This window comes from Mesorhizobium sp. P160927, assembly GCF_057766385.1.
The window spans coordinates 2,022,958-2,036,819 of sequence record NZ_JBYMDW010000001.1; the positions used below are offsets into that span (position 1 = coordinate 2,022,958).

The window sequence follows — 13,862 nt, forward strand, 5'->3', positions numbered from 1 at the left end:
TCCTTCAGGATTCGACAACCAGAAGTGTGCGCCTCACCCGAGGCCTGAGGGAAGCAGCCACAAATTACACGATGACTCATAAGCGCGGAGCCAGATGCGCACTGAGGCGAGCTCGATGGCAGCGAGGAAGTTGGCGGCGAGCTTGTCGTAGCGGGTCGCGACGCGGCGGAAGTGCTTCAGCTTGGAGAAGAAGCGCTCAATAAGGTTGCGCTCGCGGTAGAGCCGCTTGCTGAAGCAGGGCTTCCAGCGCCGGTTGCTCTTCGGCGCGACGTTGGGCGTCGCGCCCTGCTCCTGGATCAGTTCGCGGATGCGATCGGCGTCATAGGCTTTGTCGGCCAGCACGATGGTGCGCGGGCCAAGATGATCGAGCAGCCGGTCAACGACCTGCCCATCGTGCGTCTGCCCGGCGGTCAGGCCGAGCCGGATCGGGAGGCCCTGCGCGTCGACGACAACGTGAATCTTGGTCGTGAGCCCTCCGCGTGATCGACCGAGACAGTGATCTGGCCCCCCTTTTTGCCGTCGCTGCCTGCTGGTGGGCGCGAACGGAGGTGCTGTCGATCATCTGGATGGCGCCGTCGTGGGCGGCGGTGATGGCGTCCATCAGCCGGTCCCAAACGCCTGCCTTCCGCCATCGCACGAAGCGGTGTAGCAGGTGGTGCGCGGGCCATAGCGCTCGGGCAGGTCCCGCCATGGTGCGCCCGATCGCAGTACCCAGAAGATGCCGTTCAGCACGCGCCGGTCATCCACGCGCGGTACGCCTCTGGACTTGTTGGGCAGCAGCGGCTCGATCACACGCCATTCGAAGTCGGTCAGGTCATATCGGCTCCTGCCGATGCTGAATCAGCTTCTCTCGGGTCAGGCAAGCCGTTCAATCGACAACGCTCATCGAAACCGGGGAGCCGTCCGGCAGGTCCTTGGTCCGCGCGTAGATCGAGGCCGTGTAGCTGATCCACTCACTCCACGAGCACATCCAGATATTGCCGGTCTCGTACTCTCCACCGAACAGAGGGAGCGTTGTGAAGGCGTAGCACTGGGAGGCGGTTGGGTTCATCCCCGCCGACCGGCACTGATCAACCAGCGGGCGCAACAGCCAACCATCTTCATCATCAATGCACCGCTGACGAAACTCCTCCTTAGAAGCCGCGATCTTTGTGATCGAAGCAGCAGACACTTCCAGCATGTGAATTGCGCCATTGGCATCAGCCAAAAATATGTCGGCGAATAGGTTGGCTCCCACGACATGGCATCGCGCTGGCAAAATGTCCGCCCACCCGCTCAGATCGGCGGCGGTCACCTCATCAGGAAGGATATCCGAGCGGGCATGGTCCATGGCGCAACCATGAGCCGTAAGCCGACCGACGACAAGCTGGGACAAGTCTGTATCGTTTATGAGTTTACGACCTAGTCTGCGGCCCAGTTAAGAGCGGCAGCGGAATATGCGAGCAATCCCGCCGCTTGATCGCTCGCGCGGTGCTCGAGGATCGCCTCTCTTCAATGGCCCAGTTCAGGCACGGCCATCAGCGACTCCGCCAGAAATTCTCAGGCGCACCTTCCGTTGCTCGAGCGCCTTGGCCCCGCTTGGCTTCGACACCTCGATGGGGCCATGTTCTCGCGCCGGGTGTAGACGGCCGTGTCCCTGGACCCCGAATTTTGCGGCACAGATCGGCCGCCCAAAGCCCGGCTTGGTGCCCCTTCAAATGCTGAGAATCTGTCAAAAAAGGGGGAATCGCTTCATTTGTGCTCTTCCTCTCAAAGAGCAGCAACAGCGAGAACAATACAGGGGAGCACATGGGCCGATCTGGACGTCTATTTGCGCATGCCATGCGAGGCCGGTGCGAGTTTCGACATCATTTTTGAAGCAGCTTGGTGGCATGCCGGCTGATTGACGTAATATGAAGAAAGCGCGGGGATATGATCCTCGAAGTCCACTGAGGGAATATTGTAGACATTACGCATTTGTTACGATGTTAAATTTTCAGACAATCTTCGCGCTAGCTACACTTAACCTAAAATAACATTATGCATTGGGGTCATGTGATAGAGATTTAATGAGGCCGGCCTGTCGACGACGGCCCGCAAAGCCGCAGGCTTACAGCCGGCAGCTCTGTGCACTTGTGCGCCAGCGACAACATCCAGCGCAAATGGCAGCGGAGAAAAAACCATGGAGCGCCCGCGGATAACTGCGATCTCTCAAATTCGAGGGCTGGCACCGAGCGTGTCCGACCAATTTTCTTTGATCTCGTCGATCCATTTCCCCAAGGCAGCCGAGCAGGCGTTTGCGGTCGAGCTCGGCCGATTTCTCGCCCTTGCTGATGGTGTTGCGCAAACCGAGCAGTTGTTCGACCTGTTAGCTACTTTTGCCATGAATTTTAATTGCCCTTGGATCGCCTATGGCTCTCTTACACCCGACCAAAGATTGTTAAAGTCGGTCCGACGCGATCCGCCGGTTTTGCTGAACTATCCTGATGAATGGCAGAAGCGCTGTTTCAAAATGGGCTACGAGAGGATAGACCCCATCATCAAGACGAGTCGAAAGCGGGCGGGCGCCTTTCGATGGAGTGACGTATACAAGGACGCAAGTACGACTGAAGACGAACGGCGCGTTTTCGATGAGGCTGCGACGTTCGGGTTAAGAACAGGCATTAGCGTTCCGTTGCACGGCCCCTATGGCAGCTTTGCGATTATGAGCTTTGCTCAACCCTGGGACCGCGAACTTCAAAATAGAACCGTCATTTACTTGCAGCTTGCGGCCTTTTATTTTCACCTAAAGGTCGCTAAGTTGGAGAATTCGAGCGGCGTTGGGGAGGTGCCTAGACTTTCGCTAAGAGAGATAGAGTGTATTTCATGGGCGGCGAGAGGTAAAACGTCGTGGGAAATAGGAAAAATTTTGGAAATATCATCTAATACTGTTAATTTCCATATAAAAAACGTCAAGAAAAAATTGAATGCTGCTAGCAGAACAGTCGCTGCGATAAAAGCCGTAGACGTAGGAATTATCGAATTGTAAATAGCGACATCAAAAAGACGTTATGCATGAATAACGAACTGCCTTTCTTGACGAGCAGCAAGCGCGCGCATTGTTACGAGAAATTCAGGCACTTTGACGCCATTAACCCCCGTTGAAGGTCACCCTTGTGCCAATCCTGACGACGAGTCATTCAAGGTCCGCATGCGGTCGCCCCAGCTGGGGCCCGAACACACCGAGCAGCTTAGCCGAGGCCAATAGCTCACCTTGGACTGTCTGGTGCAACGCCTCGACTCCCCGTCGAACTCATCGCCAAAAACGGCTTCGCAAGTCATATATAGCTCCTAGGCTATGTGGTCAAGATCACAAGCTGCCGAACGATAGTCTGCGGCCGAAACAAGGTACGCGCGATCGACGATAATCCGGCCGCCGTTGACACGACTGGCAATTCGCGACCTGTCTGCGCTATCGAGCGGCATCGTCACCGGCGTTCTGACGGGCATGGCCGGCGCGTAGCTGTCGCTAGCCCAGAATGCCGGCTTGTCGTGAAAGGTATGACCGCCAGCAAGGGTTCCATCGCGCCGGCAGCGCTCACCGTCGCCAAATGGAAACCGGTGCCGGCGAGGTTCGCGTGTCTGGCGGCGAAGGTCGCCATGGCCCGGAGGTGAAGCCGGCGAGGTAGCTGCGCTGGTCCATGCGTAATCGTGTGGAGAACCGCGCCGCGCCGTGCATCGCATCTCTCGTCCCGCTGCGCTGCTGAGGCCTTTTCTGTCAGGCGGTCTAGGTTTCGCGGTTCGGGCCGACCAGGAACACTATGAGGGCAGCGACGAACGTGGCAACAGCACTGTAGGCAATGGCGCTTGTAATCCCCGCATTCTCCACCAATAGTCCGCCGAAAATCGCGCCGGCTGCGATTGCCACTTGGAATACTGTGACCAGCAGCACACCGGCGCTTTGGGCCTGCTCGGGAACGGCCCTCCGTACCATCCACGTCTGCAATCCCACTGGCACGGCGCCGAAGGCAAACCCCCACGCGGCAACAGCAATCGCCGAGGCCAAGGCCGATGCTCCCGCCGTCAGCAGCGAAACAGCGGCTATCGCTATGAGCAGCGGTGCAAGGGCCGCGACTGCCTTGAGACTGTACTCGGCCAGAAGCCCGCCGGCCAGATTGCCGAAGAATCCGCTGATGCCAAAAGCCAGCAACACAAGCGAGATCGTCTCGACATCCAGCGCGGGAATCTTCTCGAGGAAGGCGCGGATATAGGTGATTCCGGCGAAGTGGCCGGAAGCGACCAGCAGGACGACCAAAAGCGCAATTTTGACCATCGGAATCTTGGCCACATCCAGCAGGCTTCGGAAGCTAGCCACTCCAATCGGAGGCAGTCTCGGAATGGTTATGAGTTGCACGAGCAGTGTAGCGGCGGCGCCGGCTGCGGCGAGCATAAAGGCGCTTCGCCATCCCCAGATATCGCCGACATAAGCGCCGATTGGAGCTGCGCAGACTGTAGCTACGGAAACGCCGGTAAGGATGATCGACATAGCGCGCGGCAGGAGGTGGCTTGGAACGAGCCGCATCGCCAGTGCTGCCGACATCGACCAGAAGCCTCCGAGCGCTATGCCGAGCACGACGCGTGCAGTCAGGAGAACCGCCAGCGACCACGCGCCGGCCGCCAGAACGTCCGACAGGATCAGCAGCAGCGTCATGGTCCACATGACGGTCCTGCGGTCCAGGCGCTTTGTGATGATCGCCACCGTCGGCGCCGAGATCGCCCCGACGATAGCTGTCGCCGTCATCGCCTGTCCAGCCGCTCCCTCGCTAATACCGAGATCATCCGCGAGGGGCGTGAGCAGGCTGACAGGCAGAAACTCTGCCGTGACCAGCCCGAATGTGCCCAAGGAAAGCGATATGACCGCACCCCATGCGGGACCAGACGGTGGGACGGGCTTTTCTGGGTCGTGCAGAACAGCGTCCATGACGCCTGCTGCGGATTGGGTCATGAACGAAGTCTCCACTTTGATGCATGCAACGTGATGTTGGCTGCCTTGACCCAAATCTAAAAACACAAGCGCATTTCCCGGCGGCGTTGCACGGAGGAGGGGATGTTCATTGCTTCGCGATATTTTGTGACGGTGCGGCGCGCAACATCGATGCCGGTTTCCTTCAGCCGGACAGCGATGTCCTCATCGGAAAGCACGTCGCCGGGAGATTCTGCGGCAATGATCGCTTTGATCCGATGCCGGACAGCTTCGGCGGAGTGCGCATCGCCGCCTTGGCAGGACGCGATCGCGACGGTGAAAAAATACTTCAGTTCAAAGACTCCGCGCGGGGTAAGCATGTACTTGTTCGAGGTCACCCGGCTTACTGTCGACTCGTGCACGCCGATCGCGTCAGCGACGGTTCTAAGATTGAGAGGCCGCAGGTGGGCGACGCCATGTTCCAAAAAGGCATCCTGCTGACGCACGATTTCAGCCGCAACCTTAACAATCGTCTTGGCGCGCTGATCGAGGCTGCGGATTAGCCAGTTCGCGTTTTGCAAGCATTCGTCGAGAAATGCTTGATCTTTCGAATTTTGGGCAGTTTGACGCGTGACTTCGGCATAGTAGGTTTGGTTGATCAGCAGCTTTGGCAGCGTGGCGGGATCAAGTTCGATCTGCCACCCGCCTTGCGGCGAGGGCGTGACCCAGACGTCGGGTATGATTGATTCAGACGCACCGGATTCGAATCTGTTCCCAGGCTTGGGATCGAGCGCCCGAATTTCATGCATCATGTCGAGAAGGTCTTCTTCATCGACGCCGCAATGCTGCTTCAGCGCCTCAAAATCGCGTCGCGCAAGCATTTCAAGATGGGCAACCAAAGCTGCCATTGCCGGGTCGAGCCGATTTCGCTGGCGCAACTGAATCTCGAGGCATTCTCTGAGACTTCGCGCAAAAACTCCCGATGGATCAAATTGCTGCAAGGTTCCGAGAACCCGTTCCACAACAGCCTCATGGACATTCAGGCTCTCGGCCAGCTCCAAAAGGTTTGCCCGAAGATAGCCAGTGTCTTCCAGATCGGCGGCAAGCTGGCCAGCGATCAGCCGCTCCTGTGGTGTGAACGCAGTGAGGGCGATCTGACGAGCGACATGGTCGTGCAATGTTTCGGCGAGGGTGGCAAACTCGTCGAGGGAAGGGCCATTGCCGGGCGGGTTGTTGGTCGTGTTGCGAAGTGATTTCCATTGCCCGAGCCGTTCAGGCGAACTTGCCCCGGTCGGTCCTTCAACGGCGTTTGCGCCAGGGCCGGGTTGATCCGCTCCCGAACTCGAAACATCGTCAAAAGGCCCGCCATCGTTTGATGCAGATTCCAAGAGCGGGTTCTTCTCGATTTCCCGCTCCACGAACTGATGCAGTTCAGTATGCGCCAGTTGCAGCAGGCGAATCGACTCAATGAGTTGAGGCGATGCGACCATGGATTGCTTCTGGCGCTGAAGCAGGCTTGCTGAGGATTGCATGGTGAGCGCGAAATCCTGTCGAGGAGCCTCTTGGGGCCGGCAATGGCACCAGTGAGACGTATTCTAGGTCAAGCGGCGGCTTTCAGCGTTTCGAGAACGTTTTGCGGGGACGAGACGCCATACGGGTCGGCCTCGCAGTTGTCGGACAAACCTTCCTCCTCGAACCAGTGCTCCACCACGCCATTGTTGATCAGGGCGGCGTAGCGCCAGGAGCGCATCCCGAAGCCGAGATTGTCCTTGGCGACCAGCATACCCATTTTGCGTGTGAACTCGCCTGAGCCATCGGGGATGAGCTCGACCTGCTTCAGGCCCAAGGACTTCCCCCACGCATTCATGACGAAGGCGTCGTTGACTGCGAGGCAGTAAATCGCGTCAATTCCCTCCTTCTCAAACTCATCATAGAGCTCTTCGAACTGGGGCAATTGGTAGGTCGAGCAGGTTGGTGTGAAGGCGCCAGGCAGCGAGAACAGGATGACCCGCTTGCCGGCAAAGTAGTCGTCAGATGTCTTTTCTTCCCAGCGATATGGATTTGGCCCCTGGACTGACTTATCGTGAACGCGCGTGAGAAAGGTGACGAAGGGAACTTTCTTTTGAACTGTCATCAAGTTGCTCCTAAAGAAGAAAACTGGCGCTGAATTCTGGCAGAGGCTGGCGCAATACCGAGCAGAGGCTCGTATGCCCGGCACGGGATGAGGACCTCGCGGCTCGCAACCTCCTTTTTCCCTCGCGACGTATGGGAACGTCTTGGCGGCTGGTCTTGGCCACCCGAACGCAATCGATCTGAGCGAGCTGGACACCGTCGAGCCGCTTGCTTTCCACGGCTATGGCGCCGGAAGCGGGATCGGTCACCCGCGATCGTGCCCGGGGAAAAGGGATAGCGGCCGGAAGTAGCCAATATCGCAAGCATGTGGGGGCCTGAAATGTCACTTCACGCAGACTCGGGTCACTGGACTGGTTCAGCGTGTTGTCGATATGTGGCAGTGACCCGCCGGCCTTGGGTTGGGTGACCCTTTGAGGGGGCCCTTGGGCACTCCCATGCTGAACAGAACCGGTAAACGGCATTTGCGCGAGCGGCCCGTGTTGGCGTGCCGGCATCGGACCAGCCATGCGCAAAGCGGCCACCGAGAACGGCCTTCCGGAGGAGACGATGTCCCGATGTTCAGCGGGACCGGGCACCGTCTCCTCAGGCCACTGTCTAGAGCTTCGCGCGTCGGGCATGTGCAAGTCGCTTTCATCGTGATTTGATGGTGCTCTAACCAGGAGCAGCAAGCGGCGTGCCATTTCAAATGGAGGTGCTGTTGGACCGCACCTTCTTCTCGGAGGCCGTGTCTTAGAAGATCGGGCGCGCGCTATGCCGCCTCGTCACACAGGCAACAACGATGCTGTATGGTGCGGATATTCGGCGCTTCAGCCCCGGCTGGGCAAAGAAGAACCGGAAGCCGAGCCGATGCACTACCTGAGGCTGCGGGCACTCCAGTCGTAGCGTGTGCCGCTAGCGTTCATGGGTGCGCAGGCACGGCTATCGCGAACACGCGCCTGTCGCAGCAACATGAGCGCGCGCTTTTGGGCAAGCGCCCTGGCGCCGTGAGGATCGAATTCCCCAATCGTGTCTGTTTGCCGCCCTCTTATGTTCAAAACTGGACCAGAATGTCGCAGGCCCGACCTAAAGGTCGCCCGAGGCGTTCTGTCCGACACTGTACCGTCGCCTTTGTTGCCCGCGACACCGGCTTATTTCGCCTAGCTCTTCTCTGGCCTCAGGCTAAGCCGCTGAGAAGCTGCCACGATTTTTTTCTGCTGCTGCCAAATTGGCACGAGATTTGAAGCACCTTCGTTGCGGCCGGGAGCCGCCGACCGACTTTCATTTCGTGGATGACACGAATGGAACGAAGAAAGAAAAGCAAAATGTCAAATCCGCGTCGGATAGCGTCTATGGGCAGGGGGTCCTCGGCGAAACCGCCCCTACCAAACAGCGCGCTGGCCTTGTCGACCCTTGCGCAGGAAATCTTGGCCGGCGGCGAGTCAAAGGCCCACCACACCGACTTTATCCTGACCTCGAAGGTACAGGATAACGTTCTGCATCTCGCCGCGCGTTTGCCTAGACAGTTAAGCGTTAGCCGATCCTGATAATCGGTCTGCCTTCCGACGACGTCGTCTACATGCCGTCTTAGGTCTTCTCTACCGCAGCGCCCGCCGGTCACCTTCCGCCCTTCCATCGCTATAGAGTGAAGTGCCACCCATGTCCGAACAACCTTTGCCGACGCTACCGATGTGGCGCGTCGATCACATTGAGCCCTCGCCTGACATGTTGGCGCTACGGGCCAACGGTCCGATCCACCGCGTGCGCTTCCCGTCCGGGCACGAAGGCTGGTGGGTGACAGGCTATGACGAGGCCAAGGCGGTGTTGTCCGACGCGGCGTTCCGGCCCGCGGGAATGCCGCCTGCGGCATTCACCCCAGATTCGGTGATTCTCGGTTCGCCAGGATGGCTGGTCTCGCACGAGGGGGGCGAGCATACGCGGTTACGCACGATCGTGGCGCCGGCCTTCAGCAACGGCAGGGTGAAGCTGCTGGCGCAGCAGGTCGAGTCGATCGCCGCGCAGTTGTTCGAGACGCTGGCGGCCCAGCCCCAGCCCGCCGATCTGCGGCGCCACCTCTCCTTTCCGCTTCCCGCCATGGTCATTGGCGCGCTGATGGGCGTGCTCTACGAGGATCACGCCTTTTTCGTCGGGCTGTCCGACGAGGTGATGACGCACCAGCATGAAAGCGGCCCGCGAAGCGCGTCGCGCTTGGCCTGGGAAGAACTCCGCGCCTACATTCGCGGCAAGATGCGGGACAAGCGCCAGGATCCGGGCGACAACGTGCTGACGGATCTGCTCGCGGCGGTCGACCAGGGCAAGGCGACCGAGGAAGAGGCGATCGGCCTGGCGGCGGGCATGCTGGTGGCGGGGCACGAGAGCACCGTGGCGCAGATCGAATTCGGCCTGCTGGCCATGTTCCGCCATCCGCAACAGCGCGAACGCCTGATCGGCGATCCATCCCTGGTGGACAAGGCGGTGGAGGAAATCCTGCGCATGTACCCGCCGGGCGCCGGCTGGGACGGCATCATGCGATATCCGAGGACCGACGTGACCATCGCGGGCGTGCATGTTCCCGCGGAGAGCAAGGTGCTCGTCGGCCTGCCGGCGACGTCATTCGATCCGCGCCATTTCGACGGCCCGGAAATCTTCGACATCGGACGTGACGAAAACCCGCACCTGGCGTTCTCCTACGGGCCCCACAACTGCGTCGGCTTGGCGCTGGCCAGGCTGGAACTCAAGGCGGTGTTCGGTTCGATCTTCCAGCGCTTTCCCGCGCTGCGCCTGGCCGTGGCGCCCGAAGAACTGAAGTTGCGCAAGGAGATCATCACTGGCGGGTTCGAGGAGTTCCCGGTGCTCTGGTGATGCGCGGACGCCACCAGGAATCGCGATGTTCTCCGAATTGCCGGCGCGCCTGCCGCGCCGATCAGATCAGCCAGCCAACAGGTCACCAAGATGGACGTGCAAGACACCATGGCATCATGCCGGGACGCCTTCGCCGAACTGGCGTCGCCAGCGTGCATTCAGGACCCGTACCCATTCATGCGGTGGTTGCGCGAGCACGATCCGGTACATCGCGCGGCGTCGGGCCTCTTTCTGTTGAGCCGCCACGCCGACATCTACTGGGCGCTCAAGGCCACGGGCGATGTGTTTCGGGGGCCGGCGCCGGGCGAACTGGCGCGCTATTTCCCGCGTGCGGCGACCAGCCTGTCGCTAAGTCTGCTGGCGTCCACTTTAGCGATGAAGGAACCACCAACCCATACGCGTCTGCGCCGGCTGATCTCGCGCGATTTCACCATGGGCCAGATCGACAAGCTGAGGCCGACCATCGCTCGCATCGTCGCAGCGCGCCTGGACGGCATGGCACCCGCGCTGGAGCGCGGGGAGGCGGTGGACCTGCATCGGGAATTCGCGCTTACCTTGCCCATGCTGGTTTTCGGCGAACTGTTCGGCATGCCCCAGGAAGACATGTTGGGGCTCGTCGCCGGCATCAGCGCCATTCTGGAAGGCCTGAGCCCGCACGCCAGCGATCCCCAGCTCGCCGCGGCGGACGCGGCCAGCGCCAGGGTGCAGGCCTACTTCGGCGACCTCATACAGCGCAAGCGGATCGATTCCCGCCACGACATCGTGTCAATGCTGGTCGGCGCACACGACGACGATGCCGAGACGCTGTCGGATGCGGAATTGATCAGCATGCTTTGGGGCATGCTGCTGGGCGGCTTCGCCACCACTGCCGCGGCCATCGGCCATGCGGTCCTGGCGATGCTGGCGTATCCCGAACAGCGGCACTGGCTGAAGGGAGATGCCGTGGCGGTGAAGGCTTTCGTCGAAGAAGCCCTGCGCTATGACGCGCCCGCCATGTTCAGCTCCATTCCGCGTATCGCCCAGCGCGACATCGAACTGGGCGGCGTGGTGATCCCGAAGAACGCGGACGTGCGCGTGCTGATCGCGGCCGGCAATCGCGACCCGGACGCCTTCGCCGATCCCGATCGCTTCGATCCCGTGCGGTTCTACGGCACCAGTCCTGGCATGTCGATCGACGGGAAGATCATGCTGACCTTCGGCCACGGCATCCACTTCTGCCTTGGTGCGCAACTGGCCCGGGTGCAGTTGGCCGAGAGCCTGCCGCGGATCCAGGCGCGCTTCCCCACGCTGGCATTGGCCGAGCAGCCGACCCGGGAGCCCTCCGCGTTCCTTAGGACATTCCGCGCGCTGCCGGTACGGCTGCATGGGAAGGAGGGCTGAGATGCGCGTCGTAGTCGATCAGGATCTGTGCGGAACGACCGGGCAGTGCGTGCTGACGCTGCCGGGCACCTTTCGCCAGCGCGAACCGGACGGCGTGGCCGAAGTGTGCGTGGTGGCGACGGTCCCGCAGGCGCTGCACGCCGCCGTGCGGCTTGCGGCCAAACAGTGCCCGGTCGCCGCCATTCGGGTCATCGAAAGCGACGCTGGCCATGACGAGCGCGCCAGCGCCGACCCTGCGCCTTCTCCGGTGGAGGCCGAGCGGCATGCTGCGAAAGACCAATGCAATTCAGGAGACACGATGGGACGGTTTGAAGGCAAGGTGGCCGTGGTGACCGGCGCCGGCGCCGGCATCGGCAAGGCATGCGCTCTCGCCATCGCGCGCGGGGGGGCCAGAGTGGTGGTGGCCGACATTGATGGCTCGGCGGCCATCGCCTGCACCGCGCAGATCTCGGCCGAAGCAGGCCACGCGCTGCCCATAGCCATGGATATCGCTGATGAGCAGGCGGTGGCAGCGCTGTTCGAGACGGCGGAGCGGCACTTCGGGGGGGTCGACCTGCTGGTGAACAATGCGAGCGCCATGCATCTGACCCCGCGCGACCGCGCCATCCTCGACCTAGACCTGGCGGTATGGGACCAGACCATGGCGACCAATCTGCGCGGCACGCTGCTCTGCTGCCGGCAGGCCATCCCACGGATGATCACCCGCGGCGGTGGCGCGATCGTCAACATGTCGTCGTGCCAGGGGCTCAGCGGTGACACGGCGCAGACGTCCTACGCCGCGTCGAAGGCGGCGATGAACATGCTGTCGGCCTCGCTCGCCACCCAGTACGGTCACTCTCAGATCCGCTGCAACGCGGTTGCGCCGGGTCTTATCATGACCGAGCGTCTCCTCGCCAAGCTGGACGAGTGCATGCAACGCCATCTGCGCCGGCACCAGCTCCTGCTGCGCGTCGGCCGTCCCGAGGACGTTGCCGCGCTGGTGGCGTTCCTGCTCTCCGACGATGCTGCGTTCATCACCGGCCAGGTCGTGTGCATCGACGGCGGCATGCTGGCGCATGTGCCGACATACGCCGACGGTGGCAACAGCTGCGCCGCGCGCCATGCCGGCGACACCGAATCGGCGGCGGCGGCGCGCTGCTGATGCACATGCTGCTCAACCCGCTCGACCGTCGGCACCGGCTGCGATGCGACATCCCGGTCATGCCTGGCGCTTTCCCCCTGGTCGGGCATCTTCCCGCCATTGTCTGCGACCTGCCGCGCCTGCTGCAGCGCGCAGAACGGACGCTGGGCAGCCACTTCTGGCTGGATTTCGGCCCTGCCGGACATCTGATGACCTGCGTGGATCCGGACGCATTCTCACTGCTCAAGCACAAGGACGTGTCCTCGGCGCTGATCGAAGAGATCGCGCCCGAATTGCTTGGCGGAACGTTGGTTGCGCTGGACGGCGGCGCGCACCGGCAGGCGCGCGATGCTATCAAGGCAGCGTTCTTGCCCAAGGGGCTGACCCAGGCCGGGATCGGCGACCTGTTCGCGCCCGTCATCCGGGCGCGGGTGCAGGCATGGCGCGCCCGCGGCGAGGTACCCATCCTGCGCGAAACCGGCGACCTGATGCTGAAGCTCATCTTCAGCCTCATGGGAATCCCCGCGCAGGACCTGCCGGGATGGCATCGCAAGTACCGGCAATTGCTGCAGTTGATCGTCGCGCCACCGGTCGACCTGCCCGGATTGCCTTTGCGGCGCGGCCGCGCCGCCCGCGACTGGATCGACGCGCAGTTGCGCCGGTTCGTCCGCGATGCTCGCGCGCATGCCGCGCGCACCGGGTTGATCAACGACATGGTGAGCGCCTTCGACCGCAGCGACGGTCCGCTCTCCGATGACGTCCTGGTCGCGAATATTCGCTTGCTGCTGCTTGCCGGTCACGACACCACTGCCTCGACGATGGCCTGGATTGTAATCGAGCTGGCGCGGCAGCCTGTGCTGTGGGACGCCCTGGTTGAGGAGGCGCAACGCGTAGGCGCGGTGCCGACCCGGCACGCGGACCTGGCGCAGTGTCCGGTCGCCGAGGCGCTGTTCCGCGAGACACTGCGCCTGCATCCGGCGACCACGCTCTTGCCGCGTCGCGCGCTGCAGGAATTGCAACTCGGCCAACGGCGCATTCCCGCAGGCACCCATCTATGCATCCCGCTGCTGCATTTCTCGACCTCGGCGCTGCTGCACGAGGCGCCTGATCAGTTCCGCCTGGCGCGGTGGCTCCTACGCACAGAGCCGATCCGGCCCGTGGACATGCTGCAGTTCGGTACCGGCCCACACGTCTGCATCGGCTACCACCTGGTATGGCTGGAAATGGTGCAGTTCTGCATCGCCTTGGCGCTGACCATGCACAAGGCCGGGGTGCGGCCGCAGTTGCTGAGCGACGTCGAAAAAGGCCGTCGCTATTACCCTACCGCACATCCGTCAATGAAAATTCGAATAGGCTTTTCATGAGCTGGCATCGCATGCCCTGTGTGGCAAGGCAGCGGCGCCGGCGGGGCGCGGCATTGCTGCACTCAGCGCACGCACTCGTGTGACACCGGCAACACCGTGACGACTT

9 protein-coding genes and 2 pseudogenes are annotated in these 13,862 nt (G+C 61.5%); 6 read left to right on the plus strand and 5 right to left on the minus strand.

The features are described from left to right. Window positions 1-33: 33 nt before the first annotated feature. Window positions 34-834, minus strand: a pseudogene (locus tag AC3CB8_RS09855) (IS5 family transposase). A gap of 34 nt (window positions 835-868) precedes the next feature. After that, window positions 869-1,330, minus strand: coding sequence for a T6SS immunity protein Tdi1 domain-containing protein (locus AC3CB8_RS09860; protein ID WP_352726940.1), 462 nt, complete (start codon window positions 1,328-1,330; stop codon window positions 869-871). Window positions 1,331-2,161: 831 nt separating this feature from the next. Here AC3CB8_RS09860 and AC3CB8_RS09865 point away from each other — a divergent pair. Next, a complete protein-coding gene (locus tag AC3CB8_RS09865) occupies window positions 2,162-3,007 on the plus strand; it encodes a LuxR family transcriptional regulator (RefSeq protein ID WP_352726942.1) in 846 nt (281 codons plus the stop codon). A gap of 738 nt (window positions 3,008-3,745) precedes the next feature. On the opposite strand, the gene AC3CB8_RS09870 is transcribed toward AC3CB8_RS09865, so the two are convergent. The 3 genes from AC3CB8_RS09870 to AC3CB8_RS09880 all read right to left on the minus strand — a co-directional run bounded on the left by AC3CB8_RS09870 (window position 3,746) and on the right by AC3CB8_RS09880 (window position 7,055). Beyond that, window positions 3,746-4,963, minus strand: a complete 1,218-nt coding sequence (locus AC3CB8_RS09870) for an MFS transporter (protein WP_352726944.1) — start codon at window positions 4,961-4,963, stop codon at window positions 3,746-3,748. Between the two features lie 56 nt (window positions 4,964-5,019). Then, window positions 5,020-6,453, minus strand: coding sequence for an RNA polymerase factor sigma-54 (rpoN, locus tag AC3CB8_RS09875; RefSeq protein ID WP_352726946.1), 1,434 nt, complete (start codon window positions 6,451-6,453; stop codon window positions 5,020-5,022). 68 nt (window positions 6,454-6,521) lie between these two features. After that, window positions 6,522-7,055 carry a peroxiredoxin gene (locus tag AC3CB8_RS09880; protein ID WP_352726948.1) on the minus strand — a complete coding sequence of 178 codons (534 nt, stop codon included), beginning with the start codon at window positions 7,053-7,055 and terminating at the stop codon, window positions 6,522-6,524. 1,634 nt (window positions 7,056-8,689) lie between these two features. Here AC3CB8_RS09880 and AC3CB8_RS09885 point away from each other — a divergent pair. From AC3CB8_RS09885 to AC3CB8_RS09905, 5 genes and pseudogenes are all read left to right on the plus strand, one after another. Beyond that, the gene (locus AC3CB8_RS09885; protein ID WP_352726950.1) at window positions 8,690-9,892 is read left to right on the plus strand and encodes a cytochrome P450; all 1,203 of its coding nucleotides are present in this window, start codon (window positions 8,690-8,692) and stop codon (window positions 9,890-9,892) included. A gap of 90 nt (window positions 9,893-9,982) precedes the next feature. After that, window positions 9,983-11,272 (plus strand): cytochrome P450, encoded by a 1,290-nt coding sequence (locus AC3CB8_RS09890; RefSeq protein WP_352726951.1) that lies wholly within the window; start codon window positions 9,983-9,985, stop codon window positions 11,270-11,272. Window position 11,273: 1 nt separating this feature from the next. Beyond that, window positions 11,274-11,402 (plus strand): annotated as a pseudogene (locus AC3CB8_RS09895) (ferredoxin); the annotation flags it as partial. Between the two features lie 168 nt (window positions 11,403-11,570). Then, window positions 11,571-12,413, plus strand: coding sequence for an SDR family oxidoreductase (locus tag AC3CB8_RS09900; RefSeq protein ID WP_352727000.1), 843 nt, complete (start codon window positions 11,571-11,573; stop codon window positions 12,411-12,413). Then, window positions 12,413-13,756, plus strand: coding sequence for a cytochrome P450 (locus AC3CB8_RS09905; protein ID WP_352726953.1), 1,344 nt, complete (start codon window positions 12,413-12,415; stop codon window positions 13,754-13,756). The genes AC3CB8_RS09900 and AC3CB8_RS09905 overlap by 1 nt, the downstream gene beginning before the upstream one ends. The last annotated feature ends 106 nt before the right edge of the window (window positions 13,757-13,862 follow it).